The sequence below is a fragment of the Nostoc sp. UIC 10890 genome (assembly GCF_054786515.1).
Map to the genome: position 1 here is coordinate 2,472,814 of NZ_JBSGKF010000001.1, position 22,933 is coordinate 2,495,746.

Here is a 22,933-nt window from a genome sequence, read left to right on the forward strand (position 1 = left end):
AGATTAATAGTCAATTATTGAAGTACTGATCCAGAATCATCATGAAATCTTTGCACCGTCCTGATCTCTATAGCTGGTCTAATTTCAATCCGGCAAGAAATATTGATTTCAATGGGATTGCCTGGATTCGCCCAGATGGCAACATCTTGATTGACCCAGTAGCCCTATCAAACCATGATTGGAATCATCTGAAATCCCTCGGTGGTGTGGTTTGGATTGTGCTGACAAATTCTGAGCATGTCAGGGCAAGTAAAGAAATTGCCGATCAAACATACGCTAAGATAGCCGGCCCTCTGGCAGAAAAAGACAATTTTCCTATACATTGCGATCGCTGGCTGTCTGATGGTGAAGAATTTGTTCCAGGACTGGAGGTGATTGAACTCCACGGTTCTAAAACTCCCGGTGAATTGGCTCTGTTACTGGAGGAGACAACTTTAATTACAGGGGATTTAGTCCGGGCACGCAAAGCAGGGAGCTTGACGATTTTACCAGATGACAAACTTCTGAATCGAGAAGAGGCTGTTGCTTCTGTGCAGAGGTTGGCTCAACTGAGTCGTGTAGAAGCAGTGCTGGTAGGGGATGGTTGGCCAGTTTTCCGCGATGGACGCGATCGCTTGCAAGAACTTGCAGCAACGCTGTAAATGGGTGGGTGCGATTGGTCATATTAAAACACCTCTCCTTGGTTTTACTACGCAAAACCTGTCCCTCTCCGACTCGGAGAGGGACAGACTTGAGCTTTAGTTCAAGGCAGGGAGAGGTCTGGCAAAATAACTTTGCTCTAAGTGCTGATGATACTATCGATAATTTGTTATCAATATATTGACAGTTAATAACTTGACCGACTAGCTAAATCAAGAGGGGAAGAATGAACAGTCGCCGCGTTGTTATTGTTGGCGCTGGATTCGGTGGGTTGCAAACTGCCCAATCTTTAGCTAATTCTGGTGCAGATGTATTATTAATCGATCGCAACAACTATCACACCTTTGTACCGTTGTTGTATCAGGTTGCCACAGGTCAATTAGAACCTGAATACATTGCTTACCCTATCCGCACGATATTACGGCGATTCTCTTTCCGGCGAAATAAGTCTAAGGTTCAGTTTTTGATGGCTGAGGTTGAGCAAATTGATTTTTCAGGGCAAACTGTTGAAACAGATAGTTGTTCAATCACCTATGACTTTCTTGTACTTGCAACTGGAAGCCAAACCCAGTTTTTAGGAGTTCCTGGAGCTTTAGAATATGCTTTCTCAATGAGAACATTAGAAGAAGCAATAGCAATCCGAAATCAAATTTTCTCTTGTTTTGAGGGAGCTATCCAGGAATCTGATTCATCACGACGCCAACAACTGCTGACATTTACCATCGTCGGTGGTGGCCCAACGGGTGTTGAGGTTGCAGGTGCTTTCGTTGAAATGCTTCGAGGCCACTTGCGTCGAGATTATCCGACACTTTTGCAGCAAGTGAGGTTGATTATCGTGCAATCTGGCGATCGCTTATTGGCCGATCTACCAAAGAAGTTGGGAGCTTACACCTACAAACGATTACATCAACTAGGAGTGGAGGTTTATCTGCGAACAAAAGTGACTAGAGTCACTTTTGAATCTTTACATCTGCAAAACGATGAGGTAATTCCCACTGCAACCGTCATTTGGACTGCGGGGTTAGAGGCGAATTATCCGACAACATCTGAGGAGGTATCTTCAGCAAAGAAGGGAAAGTTACTTGTTCATCCCACCCTACAATTGCTAGAGCAACCCAATGTTTATGCCATTGGGGATCTGGCATATATGGAACAGAATGGTAAACCATTAACTGGGGTTGCACCAGAGGCGCTTCAGCAGGGTGTTGCTGTAGCTCGAAATATTCAGCGGCAATTTCAAGGTAAATCACCAGAGCATTTTAGCTATTTCAACAAGGGAAGATTAGCAATTATTGGCTGTTATTCAGGTGTGGGAAAAATTGGTGCATTTGCCTTTACAGGATGCTTGGCTTGGCTGATGTGGCTAGGAGTTCATTTAGTATATCTTCCTGGCTATCGTAGTCGTTTGTTAGTATTACTTACTTGGCTGCACATTTACCTATTCAGCGATCGCTCAGTTCGCTTAATTCTGTCTATGAAAGAACGTTAGTTCTCAAAACCCCTAAGTGCTTCCCAATTTCTGCAATTGAAATCAATTACAGTCGGCGTACCATAGTTGGAGTTCAGGCAATGAATGAAAATAGAAACTACATTAGTCTCAAATCAAAGGATGTTGCGATCGCCTATTTGTTGCTGCGAATTCTCATCGGTGTGAATTATTTTAATCACGGATTCACTCGCATTTTTAACATCCCTGGATTCGCTGAAGATACTGTCAAAGAACTAGCAAATTCTTATTTCCCAGAATTTCTGGTGAGAATCAATTCTTACCTAGTGCCCCCTGTAGAGTTAATTGTCGGCGTGTTAATCACACTTGGGTTAGCAACCAGAAGCGCTTTAATTGTCACCTTTGCCTTGATGATCATTCTAAAGTTGGGAGTGACATCAATACAAAATTGGGGTGCAGCTACTTCCATGCTTTCTTACGGGATTGTGCTGTTTATTTTGCTTGCTGGTAGCAGCTTTAATATTTACTCCCTTGATCACTGGAGAAAAAAGAGACAAAACCTTGCAGACTCAGGAACGGATCGTGAACAAGGTAGGGTCAACTTCTTTAGGAATAACTTTTGGATAAAATATCGGCGACAGAATCGTTTACCCAATCATAGTAATTTCAGATAAATAAATACTAATAAATCAGTGGGGGCGCATAGCTAGCTGTGCGCCCCCACTAGTAAATTGTGGTTGAAATAGATGCAAAGGCTTTCAGAAGAAAATCAAACAACACCGTATGATGGTAGTTAGTAGCATTTATGTCTGATACTTTCTTTTTTGCCTTAAAAGAATATCAGGTAAGCCACCTCCTGATTCCCTAACGGCAGAATGTGAAAGCTTTCACTGATTAACCTAGTTGGAGAACACTGATGTCGAAGGAAAGAAAAAGTAATAAAGAAGTTAAAAAACCTAAAAAAGATCCCAAAGATAAAAAGGAGAAACAAGACCCAAACAAATAGGACAATTTAGGTTAGTAGGTGTGATGTCTACGAGAGACTACACCTACGCAACTTATCAAGCAGGAGTAAATTTCAGCGAAACACCGTTCATACAGTAGCGCTTACCAGTGGGTGCAGGGCCATCATCAAAAACATGGCCCAGATGACCACCACAACGACTACAATGCACTTCAGTTCTGGTCATAAACAACGACCTATCTACAGTAGTAGCGATCGCACCTTCAATCGGGTTAAAAAAGCTGGGCCAGCCAGTACCACTATTAAATTTGGTATCAGACGTAAACAGTGGTTGTTCACACGCAGCACAAAAATAAGTCCCATTGTCGTATTCCTTATCCAATGGGCTAGTGTGAGCGCGTTCAGTCCCATGTTTACGCAATACACGAAACTGTTCTGGCGTTAAAATCGTCCGCCACTCTTCTTCAGGTTTGGTGATTTCAAATCCACTCTTAGAAGTTGTCATTGCTTCTGACCCCCAATTGATATACCTTGATAACAATGCCGTGCCGACTATTACTGCACTAGCCTGTAAAAAATACCGTTTGTTCATATATCTATTATTTTCTATTTTCCGGTTCACTGGCCAATTAACTCCAGTACGGAATTCCCTACATGAATGAATATAATTAGCGATGGCTCTGAATTAGGCCTGATAAACTCATTAAAATTAGCTAAGAAACAACAAAATATTGTCCAATATTCAGATCAACTTGACCTAATGTTGGACAGTAAATCTAGATATCGTGCATAGATTACAGAATGATTAGGTTCTGATCGGAAGTCTTGTCTAACTCATGGATCTAATGTGGTGACACTTAATCATCATCATCAGAGGTAGTTGTGAGATCCTGAATAGTCCCCTGTTTCCCTCGACTCGTCAGAAACACAAATGCGCGAGTTAGCCGCTTCACACCACTTAGGGTAATCAGAGTCAGTAGCCCTCCCAATAATCCCATTTGCCATAAGCCACAACCGATCGCAGCTCCCAGTCCAGACACAGGCAGCTGTAGTTAAGTTTTTTACTTTTGGCGCCGCAGATTTTCTCGGAGACTCTTGTAAAATCAATCCGGCTCCGAGAAATCCTATCCCGGTAGCTACACCTTGAATTGTCCGACTCAGTGCATTCGTAGCAGCATAGGGACTCTCGCCCTCAACCTGCAAAGGAATCATCACAAATAGTGCTGCCCCCATACTCACGAGCATAAATGTTCTCATCCCTGCTGGTCTACCTCCTTGCTGACGATTAAATCCAATCAAGCAACCAACCAGGAGCGCCAAAGACAATCTAAACGTTATATGTGGCCAATCGTTGGCAGTAATAAACATCGGCCCCATTGCCTTATTTCTCCTAGAGACAGAACGGAATTTTGCACCTATTGCCAATTGGGTGAATGACTACCAACCTTTGTAACTGAAAATCTAAGTACAGCAAACTAATAGGTTTGACGTACATTAAGGTTAATTTAACAGAAGGTTATGAATAAGTAAATTAATATACATAAAGCTGCCATTGCTGTATTCCTCCTAGAGACAGAAGGAATGGGGAATGGGGAATGGGGAATGGGGAATGGGGAATGGGAAATGGGGAATGGGGAATGGGAAATGGGAAATGGGGAATGGGAAATGGGGAATGGGGATTATTGAATAAATCTCTTCCTTGTCTCTTGTTCATGCCCAATGCCCAATGCCCAATCCTCAATTTTTTCGATCGCTAGCTTATTGAACACTGCCTAATATACATTGGTTTGATAGGAATACCGGAGTTTTCTGAAAACTTCTTGCTTGGTTAAGTAGAATATGTGATACTTTAAAGCTATAAATAAAGCACGGTATTTCTATCGAATTGCCGTAGTTTGAAAGGACAGGACTCATGCAGCTACTATGGTTCATCCCAACCCACGGCGACGGACGTTACCTTGCAACTGCTACAGGGGGACGGGCAGTAAGCTTTCCTTATCTGCGGCAGATAGCCCAAGCGGTGGATGACCTTGGTTATACAGGGGCATTGCTTCCCACTGGACGTTCTTGCGAAGATGCTTGGATTATTGCGTCAACCCTGGTATCGCTAACGCGACGGATGCGTTTTTTGGTGGCGATTCGTCCCGGCTTGGTATCGCCTGGAGTGGCAGCGCGGATGGCGGCGACTTTTGATCGCGTCTCTGAAGGACGCTTGCTGATTAATGTCGTGACAGGAGGCGATCCCGTAGAGTTAGCGGGGGATGGCTTGCATTTGGATCACGATCAGCGCTATGAATTAACAGATGAATTTTTGACTGTATGGCGAGCGATCGCTAGTGGTGAACAAGCTAATTTCCAGGGCGAATATTTCAACATTCAGGATGGGAAACTATTGTTTCCAGCTGTTCAGAAGCCGCATCCGCCCTTATGGTTTGGCGGTTCCTCTCCCATAGCTCAAAAAATCGCTGCCAAGCATGTAGATGTTTATCTAACTTGGGGCGAACCACCGGCGCAAGTTGCCGAGAAGATTGCATCAGTTCGCAGACTTGCAGAAGCAGAAGGCCGGACTTTGCGGTTTGGGATTCGCCTACATGTGATTGTGCGCGAAACCGAGAGTGAAGCTTGGGATGCGGCGAATCAACTGATTAAGTATGTAGATGACGAAGCGATCGCTAAAGCCCAAAAAGCTTATGCCCGGATGGATTCAGTTGGACAAAGCCGGATGACTCAATTACACCACGGTAATCGTGAGGCATTAGAGATCAGCCCCAACCTCTGGGCGGGAGTCGGTTTGGTGCGGGGTGGTGCGGGAACGGCCTTAGTCGGCGATCCCCAAACCATTGCAGCCAGAATCTTGGAATATGCCGCTTTGGGTGTTGAGTCCTTTATCTTCTCTGGTTATCCCCATCTAGAGGAAGCTTATCGAGTTGCGGAACTTCTATTTCCCCATCTGCCTTTAGAGAATCTACCCGCAGTGGAGAAGCAACACGTCTTAAGTCCATTTGGCGAGATTGTGGCAAATGAAGATTTTCCTCAGCAACACAAACAAAAAGCTACATCCATATCCTAGTAAAGTTTAGGGTATTGGGGAGTGGGCATTAGGCATTGAAAATTCTTCTCTAGTTCATAATCCCCATACCCCATGCCCATTAATAGGAGTTTAATTGAATGGCAAATATTTTAGCGATCGCAGGTAGTCCAACCCATCCATCTAGAACCTATGGTTTGGTCGAATACACTGCCAAACTTTTACAACAAGAAGGCTTGCATGTAGACATTATTTCAGTTCGGGATTTACCTGCTGAAGATTTAGTTTTTGGACGATACGACAGCCCTGCTTTGGAACAGCCAAAAGCTTTATTAGCAAAGGCAGATGGTGTGATTATTGCCACCCCAATTTACAAAGCTGCTTACACAGGAGTGTTAAAAACATTTCTAGATTTGCTGCCACAAAAATCATTGACAGGTAAGCCCGTGTTACCAATTGCTTTGGGTGGAACGATCGCTCATTTATTGGCAATTGAATATGCCCTGAAACCCGTCTTATCTGAATTAGGAGCGCGGCATATTTTAGCTACAGTTTATGCAGTAGACAAACAAATTCAACGACAAACTGATAACAGCGTCCTGTTAGATGAGGAAATTGAGCAAAGACTCAAAGACGTTCTCAAGGAATTTGTTAAAGCTGTAGAATATGATGCCGCTGCGCCTCAAGAATTGGTTCATGCCAATTAAATAATCAAGTTTACACCTCCGTTTGCTTGTAGCAGAGGGGTAATTTTTACCCATCTGTTACTTTTTTTGAAAGTTAAACATAACAATATAAATTTATTCTCAAAAATTACACTTTTATAGCAATATTCATAAACGTTAAAGTTGCAGCCTGCGGTAAAAAGTTTATTGTAAATGAGTAGCGATCGCTTGAAAAAAACCCTGCATTTATTTGGTTAGCAGCGATCGCTCCCTAAATTGAAGCCACCGTGTAATGGTAATACGCTTTTTTGGTCAGGTTAGCCAGTAAATTAGAAGTAGGGCGTAAAAAAATAAACTCAATGAAAGCGATGTCTAACGACAGGCCGCAAGGCGTCTGCGCTTCTGAACTTGCATCTATCGTCGGTGAAGAAAATGCTATTTGTCTTTGGGAAAATATTGAACTCGGTCAGCAAAAAGCTATTCAACAGGCTATAGCTTCTGGAAAGCTTCCCAGTTGTATCGTCTATCCCCGCAGCCAAGAACAGCTAGCCGCAGTAATTGCCACTGCTTACACAAACAACTGGCGCATTCTTCCCTGTGGTAGTGGCAGTAAACTTAACTGGGGTGGTTTAGCTAAGGGCATTGATGTTGTAGTTAGTACAGAACGCATCAACAAACTGATTGAACACGCTGTTGGCGATTTAACTGTCACCGTAGAAGCTGGCATGAAGTTCTCCGATTTGCAAGCACTTTTGGCAAAATCGCGGCAATTTCTCGCCCTTGATCCCACAGCACCAGCGTCGGCAACTATTGGCGGTATTGTCGCCACAGGTGATACAGGTTCTCTACGGCAACGTTATGGTAGTGTGCGCGACCAGTTACTAGGTATTACCTTTGTGCGTGCTGATGGGCAAATTGCCAAAGCTGGGGGAAGAGTAGTCAAAAATGTTGCCGGATATGACTTGATGAAGTTGCTTACGGGGTCTTATGGCACATTAGGCTTTATTAGTCAACTAACTTTTCGTCTGTATCCGCTAGCAGAAGCATCGGGGACAGTGGTACTAACTGGGAAAGCTGAGGCTGTATCTCAAGCGGCTGATATCCTTCGAGGTTCGGCATTAACACCAGTTCAAGCTGATTTGCTATCAACTAAATTGGTATCTAGTTTAGGTTTGGGTCAAGGATTGGGATTAATTGCCCGCTTCCAAAGTATTAGTGAGAGTGTTAAAGAACAGTCAAACCGAGTTTTGGAAGTAGGGCAAAAGTTAGGTTTAAATGGGGCAATTGTTGCAGATGATGATGAAGCTAATCTATGGCAGAGATTGCAAGAACGAATACATACTACTGCTACAGAATCTGTAATTACCTGCAAAATAGGAGTGTTACCTACTGCTGCTGTAGAGATTTTGAATCAGGTGGAGTGGGGTTTAATTCATATTAGTAGTGGTTTAGGTTTGTTACAATTAGAGAGTAAAAATCAAGTTTTGAAAATCCGCGATGAGCTGGGCTTTGCTGGAAGCGATAGCACTCAATCCCCTAGAGGTTTTTTAACAATTTTGTCAGCACCAATGGCGGTTAAAGAACAAATAGATATCTGGGGTTATATGGGAAATGCTTTGCCCTTAATGCACCGTATTAAGGAACAGTTTGATAGTAAGAATATTTTAAGTCCTGGTCGGTTTGTAGGTGGTATTTAATAAATAAACCGCAGAGACACTGAGGACGCTGCAATAGAGAGGGGAAAAATAGTTATGCAAGTTTCAGAAAACTCTGTTAATAATACGGCTAGTTTAAAGAATTTGAAGGGCTTTGATGCAAATCATCCGCCTGACCCAAAGTTAATTGATAGTTGTGTACATTGTGGGTTTTGTTTATCTACTTGTCCCAGTTATCGAGTGCTTGGGAAGGAGATGGATTCACCTAGGGGACGCATCTATTTAATGGATGCAATTAATGAAGGTGAAATTGCTCTTAATACGGCAACAGTAGAACATTTTGATTCATGTTTGGGCTGTCTTGCTTGTGTAAGTACTTGTCCGTCTGGTGTACAGTATGATAAGTTGATTTCTGCAACTCGTCACCAAGTTGAACGAAATTATCCCCGCAGTTTGCCAGATCAATTTTTTCGTCAACTGATATTTTCTCTGTTTCCCTATCCCAACCTTTTACGGATTTTATTAGTTCCGTTATTGGTTTATCAAAAATTGGGGTTTGCTAAATTCTTTCGTGCTACAGGTTTACTCAATAAAGTATCGCCCCGTTTGGCAGCAATGGAATCAATTCTGCCAGAAATTACTCTCAAATCTTTTCAAGATAATTTGCCTAATGTAATTCCTGCCCAAGGTGAGAAGCGTTACAGAGTCGGGGTAATTTTGGGTTGCGTGCAGCGGCTATTTTTCTCCCCCGTGAATGAAGCAACAGTAAGGGTTTTAACAGCGAATGGTTGTGAAGTTGTGATTCCCAAATCTCAAGGTTGTTGTGCGGCGCTTCCCGAACACCAAGGACAAACAGAACAGGCGAAAGCATTAGCAAGGCAGATGATTGATAGTTTTGCCAACACTAATGTTGATTTTGTAATTATCAATGCTGCTGGTTGTGGTCATACTTTAAAAGAATACGGTCACATTTTAGAAGATGACCCAGAATATCGGGAAAAGGCAAAGGATTTTGCCACAAAAGTTAAAGATGCTCAAGAGTTTTTAGCAACTGTTGGGTTAACAGCAAAACTTTCACCGTTGACTGATCAACCCTTAAATTTAGTTTATCAAGATGCTTGTCATTTATTGCATGGTCAAAAGATTAGCGTCCAACCGCGTCAGGTATTGCGGCAAATTCCAGGGGTGAAGTTGAGAGAACCAATAGATGCGGCTTTATGTTGTGGCAGCGCTGGGGTTTATAATATGCTGCAACCGGAAGTTGCTGAAGAATTGGGTCAGCAAAAAGTACAGAATTTGTTGAATACTGGTGCTGAGTTAATTGCTTCTGCTAATCCGGGGTGTACTTTGCAAATTACTAAGCATTTGCAGTTGCAAGGCAAGAAGATTTCAGTTATTCACCCGATGGAGTTGTTGGATTATTCGATTCGGGGTGAAAAGTTGAAATTGTAGATATTTGCTTTTTGCGTGATGCATTTACTTCTGTCATCTCTTGATAAAGCCAGAAAACCACAGGTAGAGGCGCACAGTTGTGCGCCTCTAATATTTGGATATTTTTTTAACGTGAGTTCGACTGGTCATATCATTTCCACCCAAAAGACCTCTCCCTGGTTTTACTACGTAAAATCTGTCCCTCTCCGACTCGGAGAGGGACAGACTTGAACTTTAGTTCAAGGCAGGGAGAGGTCTGTCAAACTCACGTTTTTTTATGGAAGTCCTTAATCAGCCGCATTGAAGAGTTTTTTCCGAAATAGCCGCTTTCTCGTCTGTATAATCACTGAAATGGGCAAGAGTGTCAGGCTGATTTCGGGTGATTTGTGATGAAACTAGATTTAGTTAGGTTTTTTCAGGCTTGCAACCCCAGTAAAACTTTGGTTGTCAGTAAACCGGAGGATAGACAATATTATATTGATTTCTCTAAAGTGCGTGGTGCCAAGATTATTGAAGAACTTGGGCGAACTATCACCCGCCTTTCACCTGAAGAACCGACCTGTCAATTGTTTACCGGACATATCGGCTGTGGCAAATCTACTGAGTTACTGCGGCTAAAGGCAGAGTTAGAGCAGCAGGGATTTCATGTGGTTTATTTCGAGTCTAGTCAAAGCCTGGATATGGCTGATATTGATGTTACAGATATTTTACTGGCAGTAGCTCGTGAGGTGAGTCAAAGCCTGGAAGCAATCAAAATTAACCTGAAACCAGGATACTTTAAGAATCTATTTACGGAGATTTCCGAGTTTTTGCAAACGCCGCTAGATATTGGGGTTGAGGCTGAATTATCTGTAGGTATTGCTAAGATTACTGCTAAAACTAAAGATAGCCCCAAACTTCGCGGTCAGTTACGGCAATATTTAGAACCGCGCACTAATGGCATTTTAGAATCAATTAACAAAGAATTGCTCAGGCCTGCTAGAGAAAAACTCAAGCAACAGGGTAAAAAAGGACTGGTGGTAATTATAGATAATCTCGACCGAGTGGATAATTCTTTGAAGCCTTCGGGTTATTACCAGCCAGAATATCTCTTTGTGGAACGGGGTGAACAGTTAAACCAGTTAAATTGTCATGTTGTTTATACCATTCCGTTAGTGTTGATTTTTTCCAACGCTTTAGGAAGGTTAACAAATCGCTTTGGCGTAGACCCCAAGGTTTTGCCGATGGTTCCTGTGCAATTACAAGATGGTTCACAATTTTCGCAGGGAATCATGCTGCTGCAACAGATGGTCATGGCGAGGGCTTTTCCTGGTGTCAGTTGGGAACAAAGTCAGAATTTAATTACCGAGGTTTTTGATAGTCCTGATACTTTAGAGCGACTTTGCCGAGTTAGCGGTGGTCATTTGCGTAATTTGTTGATGTTATTGTTTCGTTGTCTTCAGCAAGAAGACCCACCTTTGTCGCAAGAGTGCGTAAATAGAGTGATTAAACAACGCTGCAATGAGCTAACTTTGGGAATCACACCCGATGAATGGGAATTATTGCGTGAGGTGACGCAAGAGAAAAGCTTGAGAGGTCATGAAAGATACGAACTTTTGCTCCGCAGTATGTTTGTATTTGAATACCGGAATGATGATGGTTCCTGGTTTGATATCAATCCGATTTTGGCTGAAGCTAAGGAATTTAGGTTATAAATCGGCGTATATGAACAATTACCCCCCTTAATCCCCCCTTGTAAAGGGGGGAAACCGGAAAATCTTGTTCCCTCCCCTTTGCAAGGGGAGGGTTAGGGTGGGGTAAAACCTTGGTTAATCAGCTATTTCAGATTTGTGTGTACACGGTAGCCCCGTTTGTAGGGAGAGGTTGGGGGTGGGGTGTAATGACTGTGGTTAGCATAACTATTTATGCGGACATGATATCAGTCTTCACGGGAGCAATGCGATTTTGTTAGATCGGACTTTGATTCTCAGTTAGAGAGATAAATTCTCAATAAAAACAGTTATTTGGCTGCGATCGCAGCCCTAAATAGGTGATTTAGTACCCGAATTTTAAGCACCTCACAAAATCGCATTGCTCCCGTCTTCACGGGAGTGGTTCCAGGGTTCACGGGAGTGGTTCCAGGGTTCACGGGAGTGGCTCCAGGGTTCACGGGAGTGGTTCCAGGGTTTACGGGAGTGGTTCCAGGGTTTACGGGAGTGGTTCCAGGGTTCGCGGGAGTGGCTTCAGGGTTCACGGGAGTGGTTCCAAGGTTCACGGGAGTGGCTCCAGGGTTTACGGGAGTGGCTCCAAGGTTCACGGGAGTGGCTTCAGTTGCAATTTTTACAACTACAGCTTACAACTAACAAAAATCATTTTTCAACTTCACTTTAATAATGATACAAATACGTGGGTAGGGGTAAAGCACATTGCTCATTGGTGTCAAGTTAACGCAAAACCGCACGTCCGCCATCACGTCCGCCAGGGATTGTAAATCCCTGTCTCATAGCTAAAGTCATCTGAAGATGACTAGATATCCCCAAAAATATTCAGTCTACTTCAGTAGACTTTAGCTATGAACCAGAGAATGAATTCTCTGGCGGGTTATGAAGCCCGCAGCGAAGCTATTTCTAGCTTAAGTTGACACCAATGAGCAATGTGCTTTACCCCTACAAAAAATCTATATGTATCAATATTTCCGTGAAATGGTATTACATGATGTAATTATACAAACAGGTAATATAAGGTAAATTATCTATGTTATGAGTAATCAGCAAGAGCCAGAAAATTTAGGTTTTGACAATGAGCGTTCATTGCAAACTCTGGTGCGAGCAATTACCCTTTCTCAGGGCGAATTTTCGCTGATTTTGCTGCGCTGTAACTATGCTGCTTTACGTCAGCGGATGGTGCAACGTCTGCACCAATTATCTCCTGTACATATTCACGAGATTACTTTACCTGCATCAGTCAAAACGCTTTACACAAATATCCGCGAACAACTGAGAGATGAACAGCCGCCTGCATTGATGATTTTTGGTTTGGAGTCGGTTAAAGATATTGATACAGTTCTAACTTCAGCTAACCAAGTACGGGAGGAGTTTAGAAAGAATTTTCCGTTTCCAATATTGTTGTGGGTTAATGATTCAGTTCTGCAAAAATTGATTCGATTAGCAACTGATTTAGAAAGTTGGGCAACTATTATTGATTTTGAAAATCCTACTGATGAGTTAGTCAACTTTCTTCAGCAAAAAAGTGATGAAATCTTTGCTGGTGATGTCACGCCTAATCCCCAAATGTGCCGGGAACTAGAAACCGCCCGTCAAGATTTGCACAATCGAGGGGAAGTGTTAGAAGCAGCACTTCAAGCAAGTTTAGAGTTTTTGCTTGGTTTAAATGATTATCTACATGATGAGATAGATTCTGCTTTAGCACATTATCAACAAAGTTTGGGGTTCTGGCAACAAAGTAATTATTTAGAACGACAAGGTATATTACTCGTTAATATTGCTTCAGCGGATGAGCGCCAAGCTGAAAAGAATCAAGTAGATAATATCAGATATTGGCAAGAAGCTAGAAATTATCGTCAGCAAGGTATTGAGATTTTTGAACAAGCACAACGTTCAGATTTAGTTGCAAAGCATATTACTAAACTGGGTGAAGTGCTACGACGTTTACAAGCATGGTCAGAGTTGCAAAGCCTTGTGGAAAAATCTCTGCCGCTACATCAAAATTATGGCACGCCGTTGCAGTTGGCTAAAGATTATGGTTTTTTGGCAGAAGTAGCTTTAGAACAGTCACGCTGGAATGAAGCTAATAAACTCGCAGGGCAAGCATTACAAATATTAGCTGAGATACCTAATTTACAATCAAATGAATTTGGTTGGTATCGGTTTATTTTAGCTAAATCTCAACAGGGTTTAGGTCAATTTGAAGCAGCAATTAATAGTTTAAAAGCTGCTAAAGCTGAAAGTAATCATCAGTATAATCCGCAATTATATATATCTATATTAGAAAAATTACGCTTACTTTACTTTCAACAAAGTGAATATCTTAAAGCTTTTAATATTAAGCAAGAACAATTACAAATTGAACAACAGTATGGTTTCCGTGCTTTTGTTGGGGCATCTTATCTCAACCCGCAGCGACAGGCAATTAATTCTGCACAGTTGCAAGTAGAAAATCCTGAAACTATTGCTGAAGAAATTGCTGCTTCTGGTCGGGGACAAGATGTTAAGCGTTTGCGAGAAAGAATTGGCGGGACTGAGCATAAATTGACTGTAATTCATGGTCAGTCAGGAGTGGGTAAAAGCTCGATTTTGCAGGGTGGATTAATCCCGGCGTTGCAACAGGAAGCGATTGGTGAGCGAGATGCTTTACCTATTTTGTTGCGAGTTTATACAGATTGGGTAGGGATGTTGGGGCAGAGTTTGGCTCAGGCTTTTGAGGAAGTCAGAGGTAATCAATTATTTGCTAATCTTGATTCTTCAGCAGCTATTTTAGAACAATTACGGAGAAATGCTGACCGTAATTTGTTGACGGTTTTAATGTTTGACCAGTTTGAAGAGTTTTTCTTTGTTTATCCAGACCAAGGTCAACGACGAGCATTTTATGAGTTTTTGCGAGTTTGTTTAGATATTCCTTTTGTCAAGGTAATTCTGTCTTTGCGGGAAGATTATTTACATTATTTATTAGAGTTAGACCGTCTGTTTGATTTAAGTGTAATTAATAATAATATTCTCGATAAAAATATTCGCTATTATTTGGGTAACTTTTCGCCAGCCGATGCGATGGCTGTTGTGCAGAGTTTAACAGAACGTTCTCACTTTTATTTAGAGCCTGCGCTGATTGAACAGTTAGTGAAAGATTTAGCAGGGGAATTGGGGGAGGTTCGCCCAATTGAGTTGCAAATTGTGGGGACGCAATTGCAAACTGAGAAAATTACAACTTTAGATAAGTATCGTCAGTTTGGGACTAAAGAGAAACTGGTTGAGCGATTTTTAGAAGAAGTTATCCATGATTGTGGTACAGAGAATGAACAGGTTGCACGACTGGTTTTATATTTACTCACAGATGAAAATGGGACTCGTCCTCTCAAGACTCGCGCTGAGTTAGCAGCAGATTTGGTAGCAGAAGTTGATAAATTAGATTTGGTGTTAGAGATTTTTGTGGCATCAAGGTTAGTATTGTTGTTACCAGAATCGCCGGCTGACCGTTATCAACTGGTGCATGATTACCTTGTGTCGTTTATTCGTCAGCAACAGGGTAATGAAATATTAGCAGAATTAGCTAGAGAGCGAGAACAACGCTTGCAAGCAGAAGAGAAGCTGAAGATTGAACAAGATGCAAAGCAGATATTAGTTAATGCTCAACAAGAAGCCAAGCGAGAAATTCGCCAAGGGCGGATGCAGTTGAGGGTGAGTTCTGGTTTAGCGGTATGTTTATTATTATTCGCAGGTATATCATCTTTATATGCATTGAATCAAATTCAAGTGGCTAAAGATGCTGATGATGAAAAGCAACAGGCAGAAAATACAGTTAAAACGGCTAAAGCTGAATTGCAAGCTACGCAAAAAACACAGATAGAATCAGAGAAAAAAGCGCAAGAATTAGAAACTAAAAAGAACGATGCAGAGCAAAAGTTTGAAGCAGCGCAGAAAAATCAGCAAGCCGCAGATGCAAAATTTAAGGCAGCACAGGCAGATTTAGGGAATGTAAAGCAGCAAGCAGCAGATTTACAAGATAAAAATTCTCAAGCAGAGGAAAAAATTAAAACAGCTAACAAACAAGTTAAAACGGCTCAAGAGAAAGCACAAGAGGCAAATAGACAACAACAGGAAGCACAATCTAAAACTAAACAGGCTCAAAGTATTTTGAGTCAAGCGCAAGCAGCGCTACAAGGAGCAGAAGCAGCACGTGAAGAAGCACAAAAGGGAACGGAATTAGAACGGGCGGGAGTTAATGCTTTAAGACAGTTTGAGTATGCCGGCGAGTCAGAATCGCTAGTGGCAGCAGTTCAGAGCGGGAAAGAGTTAAAATCTTTGGTAAAAGATGGTCGCCCTTTAGAAAAATATCCAGCTATCAGCCCTATTTTTGCTTTGGATAGTATTCTCAATAAAATTAAAGAACGTAACCAGTTTCAAGGGCATCAAGGCACAGTCTACAGTGTGAGTTTCAGCCCGGACGGCAAAACCATCGCCACGGCATCATCTGACAACACAGCGCGGTTGTGGACGCTCAACGGGCAACTGCTACAAGAATTCAAAGGGCATCAAGGCTATGTCTTAAGTGTGAGTTTCAGCCCGGACGGCAAAACCATCGCCACGGCATCAGATGACAAGACAGCGCGGTTGTGGACGCTCAACGGGCAACTGCTACAAGAATTCAAAGGGCATCAAGGCTTAGTCTGGGGTGTGAGTTTCAGCCCGGACGGCAAAACCATCGCCACGGCTTCTTATGACAAGACAGCGCGGTTGTGGACGCTCAACGGGCAACTGCTACAAGAATTCAAAGGGCATCAAGGCTATGTCTTAAGTGTGAGTTTCAGCCCGGACGGCAAAACCATCGCCACGGCATCATCTGACAAGACAGCGCGGTTGTGGACGCTCAACGGGCAACTGCTACAAGAATTCAAAGGGCATCAAGGCACAGTTTATAGTGTGAGTTTCAGCCCGGACGGCAAAACCATCGCCACGGCATCATCTGACAACACAGCGCGGTTGTGGACGCTCAACGGGCAACTGCTACAAGAATTCAAAGGGCATCAAGGCTATGTCTTAAGTGTGAGTTTCAGCCCGGACGGCAAAACCATCGCCACGGCATCATCTGACAACACAGCGCGGTTGTGGACGCTCAACGGGCAACTGCTACAAGAATTCAAAGGGCATCAAGGCTTAGTCTGGGGTGTGAGTTTCAGCCCGGACGGCAAAACCATCGCCACGGCATCATCTGACAAGACAGCGCGGTTGTGGACGCTCAACGGGCAACTGCTACAAGAATTCAAAGGGCATCAAGGCGAAATCAACAGTGTGAGTTTCAGCCCGGACGGCAAAACCATCGCCACGGCTTCTTATGACAACACAGCGCGGTTGTGGACGCTCAACGGGCAACTGCTACAAGAATTCAAAGGGCATCAAGGCACAGTTTATAGTGTGAGTTTCAGCCCGGACGGCAAAACCATCGCCACGGCATCATCTGACAACACAGCGCGGTTGTGGACGCTCAACGGGCAACTGCTACAAGAATTCAAAGGGCATCAAGGCACAGTTTATAGTGTGAGTTTCAGCCCGGACGGCAAAACCATCGCCACGGCATCATCTTACAAGACAGCGCGGTTGTGGACGCTCAACGGGCAACTGCTACAAGAATTCAAAGGGCATCAAGGCGAAATCAACAGTGTGAGTTTCAGCCCGGACGGCAAAACCATCGCCACGGCATCAGATGACAAGACAGCGCGGTTGTGGACGCTCAACGGGCAACTGCTACAAGAATTCAAAGGGCATCAAGGCTTAGTCTGGGGTGTGAGTTTCAGCCCGGACGGCAAAACCATCGCCACGGCATCATCTGACAAGACAGCGCGGTTGTGGACGCTCAACGGGCAACTGCTACAAGAATTCAAAGGGCATCAAGGCGAAATCAACAGTGTGAGTTTCAGCCCGGACGGCAAAACCATCGCCACGGCATCAGATGACAAGACAGCGCGGTTGTGGACGCTCAACGGGCAACTGCTACAAGAATTCAAAGGGCATCAAGGCGAAATCAACAGTGTGAGTTTCAGCCCGGACGGCAAAACCATCGCCACGGCTTCTTATGACAAGACAGCGCGGTTGTGGCCTGTGGATAATTTAGACCAATTGCTGGTGCGGGGTTGCAATTGGCTGCATGATTATTTGCAGAATAACTCGAATTTGAGTGAGAGCGACAAGCGTCTCTGCGATGATATTAAGTAATTCGTAATTCGTAATTCGTAATTCGTAATTCGTAATAAGCGAGAAGCAAGCTATGCATTAATTAACGCATAGTGAGTAAGATGCTTTCAATCCCACACGCGTCGCAAATTCAAGACAAAACCTGGCAACACCGCTTCACCTGACAACTCAGATGGATTCTCCAACACTTCCACATCCTTAGCCAGTCGATAAATTTCCACCCGTCGCTGCTGCGGATCGATTAACCAACCAAGTTTAGCGCCATTGTCGATATACTCCCTCAATTTATCTTGCAGGGACTTGAGGGTATCTGAACTAGAGCGTAACTCAACCACAAAATCGGGGCAGATATTAGCAAACGTTCCTTTTTGTGCCGAAGTAAGCGCCTGCCATCGTTCTTTGCTCACCCAAGAGGCATCGGGGGAGCGAGTCGCACCATTGGGTAAAATGAAGCCTGTAGAAGAGTCAAAGACCTTACCAGGTTCGCCCGCATTACGCCACCACAAATACAATTCGCCAGAAATACTGCAATTTCGCTCTCCAGTTTCCCAGCCTGTTGGTGGGTTTACTATTAATTCTCCTTGTGCGGTTCTTTCCAGTTTCAAGTCTCGGTTGGCTGCGGCTAAAGCAGCAAACTGTTCTTGAGTAACATACAGCCCAATGGACTTAGGCAACTCAAGCAATAGGGTTTCTGTTTCTGGACTAGCGGGTGTTTGTAACATCTTGACTTCTTAGGAAACTCCAAGAAATAAATTATCTAGGACTAGCCCTTTCAAGGTGATGAAATTTGGAACGAAGATTGGTGATTTCAACCTTCAAAAAGCTCAAAATTTGAGCGGAGGATTCAAGATGCTAGCACTGAAACAACGTATCTTCGTTGGTCACCTTGAAAGGGCTATTATCTAGGACTTACGCATTGACAGAAAATACCAAATATGAATTCTTTGAAAAAGCACGTCTGTCGTAGGGGTTTAGCACATTGCTCATTGGTGTCAACTTAAGCTTAAACGCTTATTCCACACGCGTTTTACCCCCCTTAATCCCCCCTTGGAAAGGGGGGAAAAAGAAATCCAGTTCCCTCCCCTTTGCAAGGGGAGGGTTAGGGTGGGGTAACGCGGATAGTGATGGTCAGCAAGTGAACTTAGTATCACTTCTTGACAAGGGTTTCACGTTAAGTTGACACCTATGAGTATTGCTAAACCCCTACAGATGACCATCGAAGAACAATTAATAAAAGGCTGAAACGACCCATTTTCGTATATGCATACCATGATTAAGTTGTACAGTGAGTTACTAGTAAAGCTTTGCCAGACTTAATAACGCTACGAACTTGTGAAATCCTGTACTAAGCGTCTCGAACGCGATCGCACTTTCTCAAATTATCTCACGCGATCTCCTTCTCTTCTGTTAGGACGATGAAGTAAATTATTTGCCATGCCATCATCAGCTATGAAACAAAACGTCAGCCGAGGTTTTTCATGGCATTAGATGGGGTGATTTTAGATATTGATGGCACGCTGGTTTTAAGTAATGATGTTCATGCAAATTCCTGGGTGGAAGCATTTGCAGCTTATGACTTAGAAGTGCCATTTGAAACAGTTAGACCACTCATGGGCATGGGTGGAGATCAACTGATTCCCAAAGTAGTGCCAGAATTAAATGGTGAAGAAGGAACTGGCAAAGCGATCGCTAAACTACGCAAAGAACTATTATTTGACAAATATATACCGCAAATAACTGCTGCCAATGGGAGCAGAAACTTAATATTAAAGATGCAAAAATCGGGATTGCATCTGGTTGTTGCAAGTTCAGCCAGTTCTGAAGAACTTGAGATCATGCTCAAAATTGCCCAAGTAGATGATTTGCTATCGGAAGTCACTACATCCGATGATGCCGAAGCATCTAAACCTGCTCCTGACATTGTAGAAGCTGCCTTGAACAAAGGGCAAATGACTCCTGAAAAAGTCGTGATGCTAGGAGATTCGCCCTACGATATTGAATCTGCCGGCAAAGCAGGGGTAGGTGTGATTGCTTTGCGCTGCGGTGGCTTTAGCGATGAACAACTGTCGGGAGCGATCGCAATTTACAATGATCCAGAAGATTTGCTACAGCATTATGACTCTTCTATTCTGGGTGCAAATGCTTAAATTCTAAAAGAAGGAAGAAGGGTTAGCGATCGCAGTCGATTCATTAACGAAACTGTACAATATTATACTAATCAAAAAGCCTTAATCAATCTCACAAAACAGTTCAAAGAAGGAGCCATCCAACAGGCGGAACTTGATTTGGAGTTGGTAAACTTTTGAGGTGATGTCTGTCCACTTTCGCCAATTTAATATTTGCCCCGTATGCCAGCCACCGGGGCATCGAACGGCGGCATACGTTTATTGTGATTCTTCTCTTGTGGCTTAAGCCTTAGTGTAATTGTTGATTACCTTAGCTAAATCTGGCACTGCTTCTTCTACGTGCTTTTTGGCTGAACCGCGAAGTTTTTCATAGGTTCCTCGCACGATTTGGCGCTTTGTGTTTTTGACTCTCGCATCAGTAACACTCAGCAGCGCATCTGCGGTACGAGAGCTATTCTTACTCAGGTGTCCAATTGGGTCGCCTTTCTCTACACCTTCATTCCAGATGGGATCAAGTGCCGTGAAGCATTGAGGTAAAATCAGCTCAACGACGTAAGGGATATACCCTGGTTTAATCCCCTTCAAGGCGGCAAAGGCAGTTTTTAAAACCATGCCGTTCATACCTGACTTGGATGCAAGCTGTCCTTCAATCATGTTGCAACAGTCATCTATGACCATAGCTTTTTTCGTCGGGTTCAAAAGTCCGTCGCTAAGTCCCATTTCACTCTTCCTTATCTAAGTACTTAATTTCTATTCGACTAATTTTTTTAGCAAGCAGGAAACTACAGAAAATGGTATCAGAGTTAGAGGATGTTATGGATATAAGCCTTTTGCAGAGGCATACAGAAGTCTATTGCTGTCAGTAGTTTGAGTAAACATAGAAAGAACACCACCCCCTGCGACACCTTCCTTGGTAAGGCTACGGTGTATATACATCTTTAATACACAATGCAAAACAGTTCATTGGGCTGCTGCCCCCAGCAAGGGACATTCCCAGTCTCAGACTGGGAATGAGGGAACTGAAAAATGCGGTTATGAAGCCAAATTTCTAATTAGCTTTGCCATTGCCATTACCTTGAAAATTTAACAACTGATCATCATTGACCCAAATTGCTTGTTGAGGCACAGAAATAGAAATTCCAGCTTCGTCTAGGGCAATTTTCAGGCGGCGGCGAAACTCCCGTGCTACATCCCATTGTTTGAGGGGCTGTGTTTTTATCCAGACGCGAATAATCAAACCGCGATCGCCAAATTGATCTATTCCCAAAACTTGCGGCGGTTCCAAAATTTGACGTTGCCATTGCAGTTCTTGATTCATCTTGTCGGCAACAGTTTTAATCAACTTCAAAGCCTCTTCTGTATCGGCTTGGTAGGCGATGGGAATTGTTAAATCGGCTCGTGACCAACGACTAGAAAGATTAGCAACAACTTTAATTTCACTATTGGGAATCGTAATTAAGCGTCCTTCAGAATCTCGTAGTTGGGTCATCCGCAGATTCAAATTTTCTACTAAGCCTCCCACGTCTCCCACATTAATCACATCGCCCAAAGCGTACTGGTCTTCTAGAATGATCAGGAAACCATTAATCGCATCTTTAATTAAGTTTTGCGAGGCCAGAGACACCGCAACACCAACTAAACTTGCACCCGCTAGCAAGGGAACGATATCTATCCCCAATGCCACCAGCGCTAGCAAGAAACCCACTCCTACGCAGATCCCAGTAGCGATGCTTTTAGTCACGCCAGAAAATGTGGAAACTCGCAGTTGCAGCCGTTCAGAACTTTCTGGAGTCAGTAAAGCACCACTACTGATTAAAGTGGTGGTGAAGCGGTCAATTAGGGCGTAGGTCAAACGGATCACTACATAGGTTCCCAGTAACACAACGCCTAATCGCAAAGGAAATTGGGCGGCATTGAGAATTCCTACTTGAAATGCTCGTGTATAGGGAAATAGACCCAAAATAAAGAAGCTTCCACCTCCCCAAATTCCGGCTTGACTTAGCTGAAACAATCGTCTCTTAACTTCTTGGAGATGTCGGTGTTGTTGTTGATTCAGTTGTGTTGCAATTGGTTGAGCTGCTGCTGGTGTAATTGGGGAGTTTAAGGGGCCTGTGTTGGGTTGAGAGGCAATGGGGTTTACTAAATCCTTTTGGGAACGCCGCTGCCAGCTATACACCCCCAAACTCATGAGAATCATCACCAATCCAATGCCCGCAGCAATTTTACCTTGGTCGATTAAAAATTGAGTTTGTCTTTCTTTCTTTGCTTGTTGCAAGTCTTGTTGCAAGGCATCTCTGATTTGATTTGCCGATGTTGCCATGTCTACCTGTCGCAATCTGGCATCATCGGAAGTAATCGTCATCAGGTATTGGCTATTGACATAAATTACTGGTAAGTCATTTACTTTCCCAACTTCTACCTTGGCTTCATTGTTTCCAGATGACTGAAAGTAACTTTGGCTAATTCTCTCCAAATTCTGCTGGACGTTTTCTATACGTTCGGGAAAGTTGGTTCTTGATGCCGCTATCTGAAACAAGCGCCGACCATCTAAATAAATCCAGCCCGAAACAATTCTGTTATCTGGGTCATTACTAACACTACTGGGAGCTTGCAGTTGAGGGACAAAAGGGAGCTGGGCTGTGGCTTTTGGCACAGATACAACAGCTATGGCCATTGAACTGGCGATGCCTACGGCGGGCAAAGCCAACGCCAAAAATTGAAAACGCACTCAAACACCTCCTTGAAAAAAATTGACTATTGACTACTTCTATAACCATCCTCCGCAATTACTTTGAGTAAATGTACCTATCTAAAGTTGAGGTTTTCTCTTTAGATAATGAAACTTTGATGTTTTTTTGTTTGTCCCCTACCTTTAGATAGATGACAATGTACTGAGAATCAGCAAGCAAAGCTTAGAAGAGTCTTACTCTTACCAAAGATAAAACAAAAAGAAAGAACCTGGCGATGAAGTTGACATTAGGGTAAGCAAACGTCAAGCTAGTCTTGAGGAGTATTGACTAGTGATTTGCTTTCTTTCAAGCAAAAATCGCAAGTTGTACAATAACCTAGTAGAGTGC

Annotated in this window: 15 protein-coding genes and 1 pseudogene; 10 read left to right on the plus strand and 6 right to left on the minus strand. The window is 43.2% G+C overall.

The genetic code is table 11. The features are described from left to right. Positions 1–41 precede the first annotated feature (41 nt). The 3 genes from ACWATR_RS09710 to ACWATR_RS09720 all read left to right on the plus strand — a co-directional run bounded on the left by ACWATR_RS09710 (position 42) and on the right by ACWATR_RS09720 (position 2,760). On the plus strand, positions 42–641 hold the full coding sequence (locus ACWATR_RS09710) for an MBL fold metallo-hydrolase (protein WP_435027031.1): 600 nt from the start codon (positions 42–44) through the stop codon (positions 639–641). Between the two features lie 224 nt (positions 642–865). Further along, positions 866–2,128 carry an NAD(P)/FAD-dependent oxidoreductase gene (locus tag ACWATR_RS09715; protein WP_460331779.1) on the plus strand — a complete coding sequence of 421 codons (1,263 nt, stop codon included), beginning with the start codon at positions 866–868 and terminating at the stop codon, positions 2,126–2,128. A gap of 80 nt (positions 2,129–2,208) precedes the next feature. Beyond that, entirely contained in the window at positions 2,209–2,760 is a 552-nt protein-coding gene (locus ACWATR_RS09720) for a DoxX family protein (protein WP_460331781.1), read from the plus strand. Between the two features lie 387 nt (positions 2,761–3,147). Here the strand turns inward: ACWATR_RS09720 and msrB are convergent, their stop codons facing one another. Both msrB and ACWATR_RS09730 read right to left on the minus strand, forming a co-directional pair. Continuing rightward, the gene (gene msrB / locus ACWATR_RS09725; RefSeq protein WP_460331783.1) at positions 3,148–3,642 is read right to left on the minus strand and encodes a peptide-methionine (R)-S-oxide reductase MsrB; all 495 of its coding nucleotides are present in this window, start codon (positions 3,640–3,642) and stop codon (positions 3,148–3,150) included. A 265-nt stretch (positions 3,643–3,907) separates the two neighbouring features. Next, positions 3,908–4,427 (minus strand): annotated as a pseudogene (locus ACWATR_RS09730) (MgtC/SapB family protein). A 535-nt stretch (positions 4,428–4,962) separates the two neighbouring features. Here ACWATR_RS09730 and ssuD point away from each other — a divergent pair. The 5 genes from ssuD to ACWATR_RS09755 all read left to right on the plus strand — a co-directional run bounded on the left by ssuD (position 4,963) and on the right by ACWATR_RS09755 (position 11,523). After that, on the plus strand, positions 4,963–6,120 hold the full coding sequence (gene ssuD, locus ACWATR_RS09735; RefSeq protein WP_460331785.1) for an FMNH2-dependent alkanesulfonate monooxygenase: 1,158 nt from the start codon (positions 4,963–4,965) through the stop codon (positions 6,118–6,120). A gap of 98 nt (positions 6,121–6,218) precedes the next feature. Beyond that, complete coding sequence (gene ssuE / locus ACWATR_RS09740; RefSeq protein WP_460331787.1) at positions 6,219–6,785, plus strand: NADPH-dependent FMN reductase; 567 nt, start codon at positions 6,219–6,221, stop codon at positions 6,783–6,785. A gap of 317 nt (positions 6,786–7,102) precedes the next feature. Next, the gene (locus ACWATR_RS09745; RefSeq protein WP_460331789.1) at positions 7,103–8,440 is read left to right on the plus strand and encodes an FAD-binding oxidoreductase; all 1,338 of its coding nucleotides are present in this window, start codon (positions 7,103–7,105) and stop codon (positions 8,438–8,440) included. Between the two features lie 54 nt (positions 8,441–8,494). Further along, positions 8,495–9,850, plus strand: a complete 1,356-nt coding sequence (locus ACWATR_RS09750; protein ID WP_460331791.1) for a (Fe-S)-binding protein — start codon at positions 8,495–8,497, stop codon at positions 9,848–9,850. A 368-nt stretch (positions 9,851–10,218) separates the two neighbouring features. Next, positions 10,219–11,523, plus strand: a complete 1,305-nt coding sequence (locus tag ACWATR_RS09755; RefSeq protein ID WP_069072539.1) for a P-loop NTPase fold protein — start codon at positions 10,219–10,221, stop codon at positions 11,521–11,523. A 305-nt stretch (positions 11,524–11,828) separates the two neighbouring features. On the opposite strand, the gene ACWATR_RS09760 is transcribed toward ACWATR_RS09755, so the two are convergent. Beyond that, positions 11,829–12,083: a hypothetical protein gene (locus tag ACWATR_RS09760; RefSeq protein ID WP_460331794.1), complete on the minus strand. Its 255-nt coding sequence runs from the start codon at positions 12,081–12,083 to the stop codon at positions 11,829–11,831. A 484-nt stretch (positions 12,084–12,567) separates the two neighbouring features. Here ACWATR_RS09760 and ACWATR_RS09765 point away from each other — a divergent pair, with 484 nt between their 5' ends. Then, positions 12,568–17,751: a WD40 repeat domain-containing protein gene (locus tag ACWATR_RS09765; protein WP_460331796.1), complete on the plus strand. Its 5,184-nt coding sequence runs from the start codon at positions 12,568–12,570 to the stop codon at positions 17,749–17,751. Between the two features lie 86 nt (positions 17,752–17,837). On the opposite strand, the gene ACWATR_RS09770 is transcribed toward ACWATR_RS09765, so the two are convergent. After that, positions 17,838–18,452, minus strand: coding sequence for a Uma2 family endonuclease (locus ACWATR_RS09770; protein WP_460331797.1), 615 nt, complete (start codon positions 18,450–18,452; stop codon positions 17,838–17,840). A gap of 756 nt (positions 18,453–19,208) precedes the next feature. Here ACWATR_RS09770 and ACWATR_RS09775 point away from each other — a divergent pair. Next, the gene (locus ACWATR_RS09775; RefSeq protein WP_460331799.1) at positions 19,209–19,877 is read left to right on the plus strand and encodes an HAD family hydrolase; all 669 of its coding nucleotides are present in this window, start codon (positions 19,209–19,211) and stop codon (positions 19,875–19,877) included. 261 nt (positions 19,878–20,138) lie between these two features. Here ACWATR_RS09775 and ACWATR_RS09780 read toward each other — a convergent pair whose 3' ends face one another. Both ACWATR_RS09780 and ACWATR_RS09785 read right to left on the minus strand, forming a co-directional pair. Continuing rightward, a complete protein-coding gene (locus ACWATR_RS09780; protein ID WP_460331801.1) occupies positions 20,139–20,576 on the minus strand; it encodes a DUF6918 family protein in 438 nt (145 codons plus the stop codon). Positions 20,577–20,904: 328 nt separating this feature from the next. Continuing rightward, positions 20,905–22,584: a mechanosensitive ion channel family protein gene (locus ACWATR_RS09785; RefSeq protein ID WP_460331803.1), complete on the minus strand. Its 1,680-nt coding sequence runs from the start codon at positions 22,582–22,584 to the stop codon at positions 20,905–20,907. Positions 22,585–22,933 lie beyond the last annotated feature (349 nt).